A 15,242-nucleotide genomic window follows, 5' to 3' on the forward strand; every position below is an offset into this window, starting at 1 on the left:
TATGGCCGCAGAGAGCAGGGGGAAGCGACTGTTTACTAAAAACACAGGTCCATGCGAAGAAGTAATTCGATGTATATGGACTGACGCCTGCCCGGTGCTGGAACGTTAAGGGGACCTGTTAGCTCTCACGAGCGAAGCGGAGAACTTAAGCGCCAGTAAACGGCGGTGGTAACTATAACCATCCTAAGGTAGCGAAATTCCTTGTCGGGTAAGTTCCGACCTGCACGAATGGCGTAACGACTTCCCCACTGTCTCAACCACAGGCCCGGCGAAATTGCATTACGAGTAAAGATGCTCGTTACGCGCGGCAGGACGGAAAGACCCCGGGACCTTTACTATAGCTTGACATTGGTATCTGAATTAGCTTGTGTAGGATAGGTGGGAGCCGGTGAAGTCCATACGCCAGTATGGGTGGAGGCAATCTTGAAATACCACTCTGGTTGATTTGGGTATCTAACTTCGGACCGTTATCCGGTTCAGGGACAGTGTCTGGTGGGTAGTTTAACTGGGGCGGTTGCCTCCTAAAGGGTAACGGAGGCGCCCAAAGGTTCCCTCAGCCTGGTTGGCAATCAGGTGTTGAGTGCAAGTGCACAAGGGAGCTTGACTGTGAGACTGACAGGTCGAGCAGGGACGAAAGTCGGGACTAGTGATCCGGCACTGGCATGTGGAAGCGGTGTCGCTCAACGGATAAAAGGTACCCCGGGGATAACAGGCTGATCTTCCCCAAGAGTCCATATCGACGGGATGGTTTGGCACCTCGATGTCGGCTCGTCGCATCCTGGGGCTGTAGCAGGTCCCAAGGGTTGGGCTGTTCGCCCATTAAAGCGGTACGCGAGCTGGGTTTAGAACGTCGTGAGACAGTTCGGTCCCTATCCGCCGTGCGCGTAGGATACTTGAGAAGGGCTGTCCCTAGTACGAGAGGACCGGGACGGACGAACCTCTGGTGTGCCAGTTGTCCCGCCAGGGGCACGGCTGGTTAGCTACGTTCGGAAGGGATAACCGCTGAAAGCATCTAAGCGGGAAGCTCGCTTCAAGATGAGGTATCCCACCCACATTTGTGGGGTAAGGCCCCCAGCTAGACGACTGGGTTGATAGGCCGGAAATGTAAGCCCGGTAACGGGTTCAGTTGACCGGTACTAATAGGCCGAGGACTTGACTACTAAGCTGCTACGCGTCCACTGTGCAACTCTGAACAAACCACCACCCATCAGGGTTGGTTGACATGTTCATAGAGTTACGGCGGTCATGGCGGAGGGGAAACGCCCGGTCACATTCCGAACCCGGAAGCTAAGCCCTCCAGCGCCGATGGTACTGCACTCGGGAGGGTGTGGGAGAGTAGGACACCGCCGGACAATCTTCCAATTCAGGGCCACCCCCACGCGGGGTGGCCCTGAATTGCGTTGCCCCCCGGAAAAACACCACCAGACCGGCCGCAAAGCCGGCCCCGGACGCGCGTGAGCGATGGACTGCCCACCCCGTTGCCCGCACTGCACCGGCTAGCCGTACCGCCCGCTACTTCCCGGAAACGCCGAACCAGGCCGCCACTTCCCCGAAGTAGCGGTGGTGAGGTGCCCCGGATCCAGCCACTTCCCCGAGCTGGCGAACCGGCCCACCACTTCCCCGAAGTGGCGGCGACGGACTGCCCGGCATCCGGCTACCTCGCCGAGATGGCGAACCAGCAGCAGGTTCCCCCAGCTGGCGTCAACGGAGTACCCCGGACCTAGCCACTTCGCCGAACTGGTGTGCCGGTCAGCACTACGCCGAAGTGGCGGCAACGGAATACCCCGGATCCAGCCACTACCCCGAACTGGCGAACCGGCCCACCACTTCCCCGAAGTGGCGACAACGGGACTGCCCGGCATCAGGTCATCCCCCGGGGGACAGGGAGGGCTGGGAGCCATTGGCCCGGAACTGGTGGCATGGGAGGGGACAGGGGGTCGCCGACACCGCGACGTGGCGGGGACGGGGCAGGGCGTGTGTGGGCACCTCGCCGTACCGGCGTGGACGAGTGAGCGCCGAGGTCGCGGGTCAGCGGCTCTGGACGGACTCGCGGATGTCGCGGAACAGGGCCGCGGCGTCGTCGACCCGGCGGCCCGGGAACATGCCCATCACGACGCTGCCGTGGTCGGCCCACCCGCACACCGCGAAGTCGCCACCGTCGCCGCTCGTCGTACCGCACTTCATCACGCCGCCCAGGCGGCCCGCGTCCACCTCGCGCAGCCCTGCCACCCGGCCTGTCTCGTCGGCCATCAGGCCGAACAGGGTGTCCAGGTCACGCTCGGGCTGCCAGAGCAGCGTGGTGCCGCCGAACAGCAGCACCGAACGCTTGGCGTCCCCGCCGTCGGAGTAGACGGCGCCGTAGCCGCGGTCCAGCTCAATGTCCGCGGCCAGTCCGTCGCGCAGGTAGTCGGCGGTGCTGCGGGCCCGCTCGCTGTCGTCGCGTACCAGCCCGGCCACCTCGGCCGGCTGGCCGAGAGTCGTGTCCTTCTGCTGGAGCACCTGCCAGCCGCCCAGCCCGAGCGCCCCCGCGCCGGCGAGCCCGGCCGCGAGGAGAGCGGCCATGACGATCTTCCGGCGTCGGGAGACGGGACGGCGTTCGGGCTCCTGCGCGGGATCGCGGCGGCTCAGCTCGATCGGCTCTTCGGTCAGCTCGAACGGATCGGAACCCCCGTCGACCGGGCGCTCGGTGAGATGCGCGTCGGACATGACCGCCACCGTACGCGAATCACAGGTGGTGCACGTCGGGTCCCCGAAAGCGCTCCGTAGACTTTCAGGGTGACCGAGAGACTGGATGCCCGCCGCCCCGACGCCCCGACCCTCGCCGGCCAGTACCAGCCCGGCGAGGTAGAGCAGCGACGGTACGAGCAGTGGGTAGCCGGTGGGCACTTCCGGGCGTCGGCGGACAGCGAGAAGCCGCCGTTCACCATCGTCATCCCGCCGCCGAACGTCACCGGCTCGCTGCACATGGGTCACGCGTTCGAGCACACGCTCATGGACGCACTCACCCGGCGCAAGAAGATGCAGGGCTACGAGGCGCTCTGGCTCCCGGGCATGGACCACGCCGGCATCGCCACCCAGAACCTGGTCGAGCGGCAGCTCGCCGGTGAGGGGCTGTCCCGGCACGACCTCGGGCGGGAGAAGTTCGTCGAGCGGGTCTGGCAGTGGAAGGCCGAGTCCGGCGGCGCGATCCTCGGCCAGATGCGCCGGCTGGGCGACGCGGTCGACTGGGACCGCGAGCGGTTCACCATGGACGAGGGCCTGTCCCGGGCCGTGCAGACCATGTTCAAGAAGCTCTTCGACGACGGGCTGATCTACCGGGCCAACCGGATCATCAACTGGTGCCCGCGCTGCCTCACCGCGCTGTCCGACATCGAGGTGGAGCACACCGACGACGAGGGCGAGCTGGTCTCGATCCGCTACGGCGACGAGGTCGTGGTGGCGACCACCCGGGCGGAGACCATGCTCGGCGACACCGCGGTGGCGGTGCACCCGGACGACGAGCGCTACCGGCACCTGATCGGCACCGAGGTGGAGCTGCCGCTCACCGACCGGCGGATCCCGATCGTCGCCGACGAGCACGTCGACCCGAGCTTCGGCACCGGCATGGTCAAGGTGACCCCGGCGCATGACCCGAACGACTTCGAGATCGGCCAGCGGCACGACCTGCCGTCGCTGACGATCATGGACGAGCGCGGCGTCATCACCGCGCCCGGCCCGTTCCAGGGCCTGGACCGGTACGAGGCCCGCCCGGCGATCGTCGCGGCGCTGCGCGAGCAGGGCCGGATCGTGGCCGAGAAGCGGCCGTACCTGCACGCGGTGGGGCACTGCTCGCGGTGCAAGACGACTGTCGAGCCGCGCCTGTCGTTGCAGTGGTTCGTCAACACCGCCCCGCTCGCGAAGGCCGCAGGTGACGCGGTGCGCGACGGCCGGGTGAAGATCGAGCCGGCCGAGCTGGCCAAGCGTTACTTCGCCTGGGTCGACAACATGCACGACTGGTGCATCTCCCGCCAGCTGTGGTGGGGCCACCGCATCCCCGTCTGGTACGGCCCGGACGGCGAGATCGTCTGCGTCGGCCCGGACGAGGAGCCGCCGTCCGGCGAGGGCTGGCGGCAGGACGAGGACGTACTGGACACCTGGTTCTCCAGCGGGCTGTGGCCGTTCTCCACGCTCGGCTGGCCCGAGCGCACCCCGGACCTGGCGAAGTTCTACCCGACCAGCGTGCTGGTCACCGGCTACGACATCCTGTTCTTCTGGGTCGCCCGGATGATGATGTTCGGCCTGTACGCGATGGACGGCGTGCAGCCGTTCGACGTGGTGGCGCTGCACGGCATGGTCCGCGACGAGCACGGCAAGAAGATGTCGAAGTCGTTCGGCAACGTGGTCGACCCGCTGGACTGGATCGACCGGTTCGGCGCCGACGCCACCCGGTTCACGCTGGCCCGGGGCGCCAACCCCGGCCAGGACGTGCCGGTCAGCGAGGAGTGGTGCCAGGGCTCCCGCAACTTCTGCAACAAGCTCTGGAACGCCACCCGGTTCGCGCTGCTCAACGGCGCGCACACCGACGGACCGCTGCCGGCCGCCGGTGACCTCTCCACCGTCGACAGGTGGATCCTGTCCCGGCTGGCGCACGTCACCGCCGAGGTCGACGAGCAGTTCGAGGCGTACGAGTTCGCGAAGGTCTGCGACCTGCTCTACCACTTCGCGTGGGACGACGTCTGCGACTGGTACGTGGAGCTGAGCAAGCCGGTGCTGGCCGAGGGTGGCCCCGCCGCCGACGCCACCCGCCGCGTGCTGGGCCACGTGCTGGACCAGCTCCTGCGGCTGCTCCACCCGGTCATCCCGTTCGTCACCGACGAGCTGTGGGCCGCGCTGAGCGGCGGCGAGACCGTACTGACGGCGTCCTGGCCGGTCGCCGACCGTACCCTGATCGACGACGCCGCGGAGGGCGAAGTCGGCACCCTCCAGCGGGTGGTGACCGAGGTCCGGCGGTTCCGGTCGGACCAGGGGCTGCGGCCGACCCAGCGGGTCGCCGCGCGCCTCGACGGCCTGGCCGGCGCGGGCATCGCGGCGCACGAGCCGCTGGTGCGCTCGCTGGCCCGGCTCGACGCGCCCGGCGACGACTTCCAGGCCGGCGCCACGCTGGCCATGCCCGGCGCGGTGAGCGTCGCGCTCGACACCCGCGGCTCGATCGACGTGGCCGCCGAGCGCGCCCGGCTCACCAAGGACCGGGCGGCGGCCGAGAAGGAGGCCACCCAGGCGCGGGCGAAGCTGGACAACCCGGCGTTCGTCGGCAAGGCGCCCGAGCCGGTGGTGGCGAAGATCCGCGAACGGCTGGCGGTGGCCGAGGCGGATCTGGTCCGGATCGACGCCGCCCTGGAGGCGTTGCCCTCGTGAGTGACCGCACCGACCGCACCGCGTTCGCCGAGGTGGAGGCCGCGCTCAACGCGCGCGGCTTCACCCGGATGCACTTCGAGCTGGAGAAGATCGAGACTCTGCTCGACCTGCTGGGCAGCCCGCAGCGGGCGTACCCGTCGATCCACCTGACCGGCACCAACGGCAAGACCTCGACGGCCCGGATGATCGACTCGCTGCTGCGGGCGTTCGGGCTGCACACCGGCCGCTACACCAGCCCGCACCTGGAGACCGTCCGGGAGCGGATCAGCCTGGACGGCGAGCCGGTGGGCGAGGAGCGGTTCGTGTCCACGTACCGTGAGATCGCGCCGCTGGCCGAGCTGGTCGACCAGCGGTTCGCCGAGCCGCTGACGTACTTCGACATGACCACGGCGCTGGCGTTCGCCACGTTCGCCGACGCCCCGGTCGACGTGGCGGTGGTGGAGGTCGGGCTCGGCGGCGCGGAGGACGCGACGAACGTGATCCAGGCCGGCGTCGCCGTGATCACCCCGATCGGGCTGGACCACACCGAGTGGCTCGGCGACACGATCGAGGACATCGCGCTGCACAAGGCGGGCATCATCCACCCCGGCGCCACCGTGATCGCGGCGGCGCAGGAGGAGGAGGCGGCCCGACCGATCCTGGAACGCTGCGCCGAGGTCAACGCCACCGTCGCGCGCGAGGGCGCCGAGTTCGGCGTGCTGCGCCGCGCGGTCGCGGTCGGCGGCCAGGTGCTGACCATCCAGGGCCTGGGCGGGGTGTACGAGGAGATCTTCATCCCGCTGCACGGCGCGCACCAGGCGCAGAACGCGGCGGTCGCGCTGGCAGCCGTGGAGGCGTTCCTCGGTGCCGGCGCCCGGCGGCAGCTCGACATCGAGGCGGTCCGTGAGGGATTCGCCGCGACCAGTTCGCCGGGCCGGCTGGAGCGGGTGCGTAGCGCCCCGACGGTGCTGCTCGACGGCGCGCACAACCCGCACGGGATGGCCGCGACGGTCGCCGCCGTGCAGGAGGAGTTCGCGTTCAGCAAGCTCGTCGGCGTGCTGGCGGTGCTCGGCGACAAGGACGCGGCGAGCCTGCTGGAACTGCTCGAACCGGTGCTCGACTCGATCGTGGTGGCGGAGAACAGCTCGGCCCGGGCGATGCCGGTGGACGAGCTGGCCGCGCTGGCGCGGGAGATCTTCGGGCCGGAGCGGGTGCAGGTTGCCCGGGACATGCCGGACGCCATCGAGGCGGCAGTGGCGGAGACCGAGTCGGACGTGCCGGGCGAACTGTCCGGGGTGGGCGTGCTGATCACCGGATCGGTGGTGACAGTGGCCGACGCCCGCCGGCTGCTCAAGCGATGACCGGCCCGCAGCAGCGCCCGACCGGGGCTGAGCGGCCGACCGGCGCTGAGCGGCCGACCGGCGCTGAGCAGGCGACGGGGCCGGAGCAGCTGTCCGGTCCGGAGCAGGCGGGCGGCGTTGAGCGGCCGGTCGGTCCGGAACAGGCGGCCGGTTCGGAGCAGGCAGGCGGCTCGGAGCCGGTGGGCGGCTCGGAGCCGGTGGGCGGCTCGGAGCCGCTGGGCGGCGTGCGGCGGTCCGGGCTGCGGAACCCGGACAAGGCAGTGCGCGGACTCGGCGCCGGCACGATGTCGCTGGAGGCGCTGGTGCTGCTGCTGGCCATCCAGCCGATCCGGGTGGTCGGCGGTGACCTGAGCGGCGCGGCGATCGGCGCGATCGTGGCGCTGGCGGTCGCGTGTGTGGTGCTCGCCGGCATGATGCGCCGCCCGTGGGCGTGGCACGCCGGCACCGTGATCCAGGGACTGCTGCTGCTCTCCGGGCTGCTGCACTGGTCGCTGTTCGCGCTGGGTGTGATGTTCGCGCTGGTGTGGGCGTACGCGCTGCACGTGCGGCGGGTCATCCTCGGCTGAGCGCCGTCGCGCGGTTGCGCGTGTTAAGAGGGGCCCCTTCCTCTACCTGAGGCGTTAAGAAGGGGCCCTTCCTTACACCTGGGCGAGCGTGCGCCACTGCGTCAGCGCGACGCCGTGGCCGTCGGGGTCGCGGAAGGCAGCCGCCCACACCTCCAGCTTGGTGCCGCGGTTGACGACGCGCGGGGCGTACGTGAACCGGACGCCGGAGTCGCGCAACCGCTCGTACGCCCCCTGGATGTCGTCCACCTCCAGGTTCACGTGCACCAGGCGACGGCTGATCGGGGCGGCGCCGGTCACCCGGCGCAGCACCAGCCGGGTCGGCCCGGAGGAGAGCACGGCGTTGCCCTCGCCCCGGTCCAGCTCGTCGAAGCCGAGTTCCCGGTAGAAGTCGAGGGACCGGTCCAGGTCGGTGACGAGCAGCGTGATGCCGACGCCGCTGATCGGGCTGGCCAGCTCGTCCGGCTCGGCCGCGCCGGACGGGCCGAAGATCGCCTCGTCCAGTTCCTCGGCGGTCGGCGGCGCGTCGGAGCGCCGCGGCGCGTCCGAGGGGTCGTCCAGCGGCACGTCGATCGGGTCGGGCACGGTGTCGGCCGGTCCGGATCCGGCCGGTCCGGAGTCGGACCGTCCGGAGTCGGCCGGTCCGGAGTCGGCCGGTCCGGAGTCGACGAACACGGTCTCGACCGGCACGGTGTCGACCGGCTCCTCGGCCGGCGTGCGGGGGGCCGGGGCGCGGCGGGGGAGCGGGCCGGGGCCGGCCGCGCGCTCGGCACGCTCGACGAGCTGCCCCTCCAGCACCACCGGGCCGCCGGGGCTCTGGTGCAGCACCACCGGCTCGCGTTCCTCGGCCCGGGGCGGGACGTCGTCCAGGTACGGGTCCGGCGCCGGCGGGTAGTCGTCGCGGAAGTCGTCCTCCGGCGCGCGCCCGGCCCACGGCGGCGCCTCCTGCGCGATCAGCGGCTCGTCCAGCGGGTCCGGCTCGGCGGCGTACTCGGGCGGCAGGTCGGCCACCGCGGCGGCGCTCTCCGCGTGCGTGGGCACCTCGTCCCAGAGCACGCGTACGTGCCGCTGGTCGTCCAGCGCCACCCGGACCGGCAGCGCCTGGCCCAGCGAGGGCCACTTGGCGACCGGCACCCGAGGCTCGATGATCTTCTTGGAGCGGGGCGGCAGCCCCGGCGCGTCGATGACCAGTTGCAGCTCGCACCGGCCGAACGCGTACTGGGTGGGCGGCTCGGAGGCGCTGTGCACGTGCCCGAGGCCGATCACCCAGGTGCGGCCGCCGCCGCGTACCGTGGCCAGGGCGATCGCCAGCACCAGCAGCGCGACGCCGAGGGCCACGATGGCCCAGCTGGTCATGCCGAGCCCGAACACGGTCACGAAGGTGGCGACGGTGCCCAGCACCGCGCCGATCAGTTTGCGTACCGGCGCGATCGTGCGGTTCCCGCCATTCGCCACAGTGGACCTCCCAGGGGTTCCAGGGCCAGGCTAGGCCGCCGCGGCGGGCCAGGGAAGACGCAGCCGCCGCGCCGGCGCCGGGACCGGGTCGCTACGCTGACCGTACCCAGCCGAACCCCGTTTGAGTGCGCAGGAGGAACCCAGCGTGTCCAGCAGCAGCCCGGACGAGCGGTCGCTCGTACTGATCAAGCCCGACGCGGTGCGCCGCGGTCTGGTGGGCGAGATCCTGTCCCGTTTCGAGCGCAAGGGCCTGCGGATCGACGCGATGGTGAGCCGGACCATGGACGGCGGCTTCGCCGACCAGCACTACGCCGAGCACGTCGACAAGCCGTTCTACCCGCCGCTGAAGACGTTCATGACCAGCGGCCCGCTGGTGGCGCTGGTGCTCTCCGGCGACCAGGTGGTCGAGGTGGTACGCGCGATGATCGGCAGCACCGACGGCCGCAAGGCCGCCGCCGGCACCATCCGCGGTGACCTGTCGCTGTCGAACCGGGAGAACCTGGTGCACGCCTCCGACTCGGCGGACAGCGCCAAGCGCGAGATCGCGCTCTGGTTCCCCGAGCTGGCCTGACCGACGCGCCGACGGCCCCGGCCCGCTCCTGGCGGGACCGGGGCCGTCGTGTGTCAGCGATCAGACCTGCGCCGGCGGCTGCGTCCGGCAGGTCACCGCGACGCGGTTCCACACGTTGATGGTGGCGATCGCCATCACCAGGTCCGCCAGCTCCTTCTCCGACCACACCTTCGCCGCGGCGTCCCAGACGTCGTCCGGCACGCCGTGCTCGCCGAGCCGGGTCACCGCGTCGGTGAGGGCCAGTGCGGCCCGCTCCCGCTCGTCGAAGAACGGCGCCTCGCGCCACGCCGCGACAGCGAACAGCCGGCGGCTGTCCTCCCCGGCCGCCAGCGCCTCGCGGCTGTGCATGTCGACGCAGAACGCGCAGCCGTTGCGCATCGACGCCCGCAGCTTCACCAGCTCCAGCACGGTGTGGTCCACGTTCGCCCGGACGTACTTCTCCAGGCCCAGCACGGCCTGGTACGCCTCGGGCGCCACTGCCGCCATGTCCATCCGGCTCATCGCCGCCTCCTTGAGGGTTCGGGTACGCGCACAGGACGGGGCACGGCGGGCGCGGTGTGACGGCCCGGCGGTGTGACGGTGGTCATGCCGGGGCGCTGGACAGCAGTCGTTGACGTGCCGGTCACCTCGACCGGAGTTCCCGGCCACCTGCGGCCGGTAGACCGGCTGGCGACACTGCCGAGACCGGGAGAACCCATGACGCACTTCGATCGACGTACCCTGCTCCGCGCCGGCCTGGTCGCCGGTGCCGGAGTCGCCGGCGGCGCGCTGCTCGGCGCGCCCGGCGCGCCCGCCGCACCCGGCCTGCGGCGCAGCGGCCGGCCGCTGCTCACCCACGGCGTGCAGAGCGGCGACGTGACCGCCGACTCGGCGCTGGTCTGGACCCGCGCGGACCGGCCCGGCCGGATGCTGGTCGAGGTCAGCCGCCGGCCGGACCTGCGCGGCGCCCGCCTGGTGCGCGGCCCGGTGGTCGACCCCACCGGCGACCTCACCGGCAAGGTCCGCCTGCGCGGCCTGCCCGCGGGGGAGCGGCTGCACTACCGGGTACGGGTGGAGAGCCTGGACCGGCACGGCCTGTGCAGCGAGCCGCTGACCGGTTCGTTCGCCACCGCCCCCGGGCGGCACCAGCGGCGTGACGTGCGGTTCGTGTGGACCGGCGACATCGTCGGGCAGGGCTGGGGGATCAGCCCTGACTTCGACGGCCTGGCGATCTTCCGGGCCATGCGGGAGCGCCGCCCGGACTTCTTCCTGTGCAGCGGCGACACCGTGTACGCCGACGGGCCGCTGACCGAGAGCGTGGTCCTGCCCGACGGCCGGACCTGGCGCAACCTGGTGACGCCGGAGAAGAGCAAGGTGGCCGAGACGCTCGCCGAGTACCGGGGGCAGTTCGCGTACAACCTGCTCGACGAGCACCTGCGGGCGTTCGCCGCCCAGGTGCCGCAGATCAACCAGTGGGACGACCACGAGGTGGTGAACAACTGGTACCCGGGGGAGATCCTGACCGACGAGCGGTACGGCGAGAAGCGCGTGGACGTGCTCGCCGCCCGGGCCCGGCAGGCGTTCCACGAGTGGCTGCCGGTGCCGTCGGGCGGGCCGATGTACCGCAAGCTGTCGTACGGGCCGCTGCTGGACGTGTTCGTGCTGGACATGCGCACCTACAAGGACCCCAACGACGGCAACACGTACGCCGACCGCAACCGGGGCCTGCTCGGCAAGGCGCAGCGGGAGTGGCTGATCCGGGAGCTGCGCGCGTCCCGGGCCACCTGGAAGGTGATCGCCAACGACCTGCCGATCGGCCTGGTGGTGCCGGACGGTTCCGCCGCGCAGGAGGGCGTCGCGCAGGGCGACCACGGCGCGCCGGCCGGCCGGGAGTTGGAGTTCGCCGAGGTGCTGCGCGCCTCGCACCGGGCCGGGGTGACCGGGCTGGTGTTCCTCACCGCCGACGTGCACTACACCGCCGCCCACCACTACGACCCGGCGCGCGCCGCGGTGCGGGACTTCAGCCCGTTCTGGGAGTTCGTCTCCGGCCCGGCGCACGCCGGCGCGTTCGGCCCGAACGCGCTGGACGGCACGTTCGGCCCGAAGGCGGTGTTCGTGCACGCCCCGCCGCGCGCGAACACCTCCCCGGCCGAGGGCTTCCAGCACTTCGGCGAGGTGACCATCGACGGCCCGTCGCGGGCCCTCACGGTCCACCTCCGCGACCGCACCGGCGCCTCCCTCTGGACCACCACCCTCCCCGCCCCCACCTCCCGCTGACCCCACCCCGCCCTGGATGCGTTGATCATGAAGTTGGCGGCGATGTGGATCTCGGATCTGGCCGTCAACTTCATGATCGACGGGGCAGGGGCGGGGCGGGGAGAGGCGGGGCGGGTGATACTCGGCGGCGCGGTGGGTGGGGGGTCGAGTACGCTTGACGGGCACAGGCGACGACCCGGCCATCACCGGCGAGCCTCCGGAAGAACGGCCGGGTCACCGGCTCAGTAGAACCGGACGGGACCGGCCCGTCACAGCCGGCCAACGAGCGGGCGGTCGCACCTCGGCCGCCAAGCGGGGTGGTACCGCGGGCCACACCCGGGCGCCGGTCACGGCGTACCGGATTCGGCTCGTCCTCGCAGACCACGGACGAGTGAGCTGCTGAGGGAGAGCGACAGGCGATGGCCTATCCGTTGCACGACCCGACCGGCGCCGGTGTACCGGCGAGCCCGGACCTGCCCGCGGTCGAGCGCCGGGTGCTGGAGCACTGGACGGCCGACAAGACCTTCGAGGCGTCAGTCGAGGCCCGCGACGCCGGCCGGGACGGCGAGAACGAGTACGTCTTCTACGACGGCCCGCCGTTCGCCAACGGCCTGCCGCACTACGGCCACCTGTTCACCGGCTACGTCAAGGACGTGGTGCCGCGCTACCAGACCATGCGTGGCAGGCACGTCGAGCGCCGGTTCGGCTGGGACTGCCACGGCCTGCCCGCCGAGGTGGTGGCCGAGAAGCAGCTCGGCATCACCACCAAGGCGGAGATCCTCGACCTCGGCGTGGCCCGGTTCAACGACGCCTGCCGCACGTCGGTGCTGGAGTTCACCCACGACTGGGAGCGGTACGTCACCCGGCAGGCCCGCTGGGTCGACTTCGCCAACGACTACAAGACGCTCGATCTGGACTACATGGAAAGCGTCATGTGGGCCTTCAAGACCCTGCACGACAAGGGTCTGGTCTACGAGGGCTTCCGGGTGCTCGCGTACTGCTGGCGGTGCGAGACGCCGCTGTCGAACACCGAGACCCGGATGGACGACGTCTACCGGGACCGGCACGACCCGACGCTCACCGTCTGGTTCGAGCTGACCGCCGACGAGAACGCGCCGGAGCCGCTGCGCGGGCCGGTCAAGCTGGGCGTCTGGACGACCACGCCGTGGACGCTGCCGTCGAACCTGGCGCTCGCCGTCGGCCCCGACATCGAGTACGCGCTGCTGGAACACCGGGGCTCCCCCGACAGCGAGCGCAGTGGTGAGCGCTACGTCGTCGGCGCCGCGCGGCTCGGCGCGTACGCCAAGGAGCTGGAAGGGTACGAGCAGGTCGGCACCGTGTACGGCCGCGACCTGGTCGGACGCCGCTACACGCCGCTGTACGACTTCCTCGTCGAGCCGGCCGGCCCGAACGCGTACCAGGTGCTCGGCGCGGACTTCGTGACCACCGAGGACGGCACCGGGATCGTCCACCTGGCGCCCGCCTTCGGTGAGGACGACCAGAACACCTGCAACGCCGCCGGCATCCCCACCGTCGTGACGGTGGACGACCACACCCGGTTCACCGCGCTGGTGCCGCCGTACCAGGGCGAGCAGGTTTTCGACGTGAACAAGCCGGTGATCCGGGAGCTGAAGGAGCGGGGGGTGGTGCTGCGGCAGGACACCTACACCCACTCCTACCCGCACTGCTGGCGCTGCGACACCCCGCTGGTCTACAAGGCGGTGTCGTCGTGGTTCGTCGCCGTGTCGACGTTCAAGGACCGGATGGTCGAGCTGAACCAGCAGATCAACTGGACCCCCGGGCACATCAAGGACGGCTCGTTCGGCAAGTGGCTGGCGAACGCCCGGGACTGGTCGATCAGCCGGAACCGGTTCTGGGGCTCGCCGATCCCGGTGTGGAAGTCCGACGACCCGAACTTCCCGCGGGTGGACGTGTACGGCTCGCTGGAGCAGATCGAGCGGGACTTCGGCGTACGCCTGACCGACCTGCACCGGCCGGCGGTGGACGACCTGGTCCGCCCCAACCCGGACGACCCGACGGGCAAGTCGATGATGCGCCGGGTGCCGGAGGTGCTGGACTGCTGGTTCGAGTCCGGCTCGATGCCGTTCGCCCAGGTGCACTACCCGTTCGAGAACCGCGAGTGGTTCGAGCACCACTACCCGGGTGACTTCATCGTCGAGTACATCGGGCAGACCCGCGGCTGGTTCTACACCATGCACGTGCTGGCCACCGCGCTGTTCGACAGGCCGGCGTTCCGCAACTGCCTGAGCCACGGCATCCTGCTCGGCTCGGACGGGCGCAAGATGTCCAAGAGCCTGCGCAACTACCCGGACGTCTACCACGTGTTCGACTCCTACGGGTCGGACGCGATGCGGTGGATGCTGATGTCCTCGCCGGTGCTGCGCGGCGGCGACATGGCGGTCACCGAGTCGGGCATCCGGGACGCGGTGCGCCAGGTGCTGCTGCCGCTGTGGAACGTCTGGTACTTCTTCTCGCTGTACGCCAACGCCGACGGCCACACCGCGCGTCGTCGTACCGACTCCACGAACGTGCTCGACCGGTACGTGCTGGCGAAGACGAACGAGCTGGTGGCGACCGTCGGCGCGCAGATGGACGCGTACGACATCTCCGGCGCGTGCGCCACCGTGCGGTCCTACCTGGACGCGCTGACGAACTGGTACGTGCGCCGGTCCCGGGACCGGTTCTGGGCCGGCGACGCGGACGCGTTCGACACGCTCTGGACCGTGCTGGAGACGCTCTGCCGGGTGGTGGCGCCGCTGGCGCCGCTGACCGCCGAGGAGATCTGGCGCGGGCTGACCGGCGAGCGGTCGGTGCACTTGACCGACTGGCCGCAGGCGGAGGAGTTCCCGGCCGACCACGAGCTGGTCTCCGCGATGGACAACGTCCGGGCGGTCGCCTCGGCGGCGCTGTCGCTGCGCAAGGCCAAGGGCCTGCGGGTACGGCTGCCGCTGGCGAAGCTCACAGTGGCGTCGCCCGTCGCCGCCCAGCTGCGGCCCTTCGCCGACCTGGTCGCCGACGAGGTGAACGTCAAGGAGGTCGTGCTCACCGACGAGGTGTCCGCGTACTGCCAGCAGGTGCTCACCGTGGTGCCGCGGGCGCTCGGCCCGCGCGTCGGCAAGGCCGTCCAGCAGGTCATCAAGGCGGTCAAGGCGGGGGAGTGGGAGCTGCGCGACGGCGCCCCGGTCGCCGCCGGGGTCACGCTCGCCGAGGGCGAGTACGAGCTGCGCCTGGTCGCCGCCGACGCCGAGCACTCCGCGCCGCTGCCCGGCGGTGAGGGAGTGGTCGTGCTGGACACCGAGGTCACGCCGGAACTCGCAGCCGAAGGGCTGGCCCGGGACGTGGTCCGGGTCGTGCAGCAGGCCCGCCGGGAGGCCGACCTCGACGTGTCGGACCGGATCACGGTGGCCGTCTCCGCCTCGGAGGAGGTGCGCGCGGCCGTCGCCGCGTACACCGGGTTCGTGGCCCGGGAGGTGCTCGCCGACAGCATCGACTTCGCCGAGGGCCTCGACGGCTTCGACGGCGAGGCCGGCGAGGGCGAGCGCGTGACAGTGACGGTCCGCAAGGTGTGATGTAAGGCGGGGGCCCTTCTTAACGCCTCAGGTAGAGGAGGGGCCCCTGCTTAACACCCGCACCCAGCGAGTGGACTGCGGACCACCCGCTCGG

Annotated in this window: 9 protein-coding genes and 2 rRNA genes (1 of these 11 only partly in view); 8 read left to right on the forward strand and 3 right to left on the reverse strand. The window is 70.8% G+C overall.

Annotated features, from left to right (window positions below; genetic code table 11):
• Together FHX31_RS04375 and rrf are read left to right on the forward strand one after the other, a co-directional pair.
• Positions 1–1,160, forward strand: a 23S ribosomal RNA gene (locus FHX31_RS04375); it begins 1,950 nt to the left of the window's first position.
• Positions 1,161–1,235: 75 nt separating this feature from the next.
• Positions 1,236–1,352 (forward strand): 5S ribosomal RNA (gene rrf, locus FHX31_RS04380).
• Between the two features lie 676 nt (positions 1,353–2,028).
• On the opposite strand, the gene FHX31_RS04385 is transcribed toward rrf, so the two are convergent.
• On the reverse strand, positions 2,029–2,706 hold the full coding sequence (locus FHX31_RS04385; protein WP_184975163.1) for a hypothetical protein: 678 nt from the start codon (positions 2,704–2,706) through the stop codon (positions 2,029–2,031).
• A gap of 69 nt (positions 2,707–2,775) precedes the next feature.
• On the opposite strand from FHX31_RS04385, the gene FHX31_RS04390 reads away from it, so the two are divergent.
• From FHX31_RS04390 to FHX31_RS04400, 3 genes are all read left to right on the forward strand, one after another.
• The gene (locus tag FHX31_RS04390) at positions 2,776–5,394 is read left to right on the forward strand and encodes a valine--tRNA ligase (protein ID WP_013475493.1); all 2,619 of its coding nucleotides are present in this window, start codon (positions 2,776–2,778) and stop codon (positions 5,392–5,394) included.
• 68 nt (positions 5,395–5,462) lie between these two features.
• The gene (locus FHX31_RS04395; RefSeq protein WP_221488380.1) at positions 5,463–6,734 is read left to right on the forward strand and encodes a bifunctional folylpolyglutamate synthase/dihydrofolate synthase; all 1,272 of its coding nucleotides are present in this window, start codon (positions 5,463–5,465) and stop codon (positions 6,732–6,734) included.
• Positions 6,731–7,300 (forward strand): DUF4233 domain-containing protein, encoded by a 570-nt coding sequence (locus tag FHX31_RS04400; RefSeq protein WP_387033571.1) that lies wholly within the window; start codon positions 6,731–6,733, stop codon positions 7,298–7,300. Before FHX31_RS04395 ends, FHX31_RS04400 begins: the two co-directional genes overlap by 4 nt.
• 72 nt (positions 7,301–7,372) lie before the next feature.
• Here the strand turns inward: FHX31_RS04400 and FHX31_RS04405 are convergent, their stop codons facing one another.
• Complete coding sequence (locus FHX31_RS04405; RefSeq protein ID WP_184975169.1) at positions 7,373–8,752, reverse strand: VOC family protein; 1,380 nt, start codon at positions 8,750–8,752, stop codon at positions 7,373–7,375.
• Between the two features lie 145 nt (positions 8,753–8,897).
• On the opposite strand from FHX31_RS04405, the gene ndk reads away from it, so the two are divergent.
• A complete protein-coding gene (ndk, locus tag FHX31_RS04410; protein WP_013475497.1) occupies positions 8,898–9,323 on the forward strand; it encodes a nucleoside-diphosphate kinase in 426 nt (141 codons plus the stop codon).
• A gap of 60 nt (positions 9,324–9,383) precedes the next feature.
• Here the strand turns inward: ndk and FHX31_RS04415 are convergent, their stop codons facing one another.
• Positions 9,384–9,824, reverse strand: a complete 441-nt coding sequence (locus tag FHX31_RS04415; protein WP_013288022.1) for a carboxymuconolactone decarboxylase family protein — start codon at positions 9,822–9,824, stop codon at positions 9,384–9,386.
• Between the two features lie 195 nt (positions 9,825–10,019).
• On the opposite strand from FHX31_RS04415, the gene FHX31_RS04420 reads away from it, so the two are divergent.
• A complete protein-coding gene (locus FHX31_RS04420; protein ID WP_013475498.1) occupies positions 10,020–11,579 on the forward strand; it encodes an alkaline phosphatase D family protein in 1,560 nt (519 codons plus the stop codon).
• 398 nt (positions 11,580–11,977) lie between these two features.
• Complete coding sequence (ileS, locus tag FHX31_RS04425) at positions 11,978–15,148, forward strand: isoleucine--tRNA ligase (RefSeq protein ID WP_184975172.1); 3,171 nt, start codon at positions 11,978–11,980, stop codon at positions 15,146–15,148.
• The last annotated feature ends 94 nt before the right edge of the window (positions 15,149–15,242 follow it).

Source organism: Micromonospora sp. CNZ286, assembly GCF_014207755.1.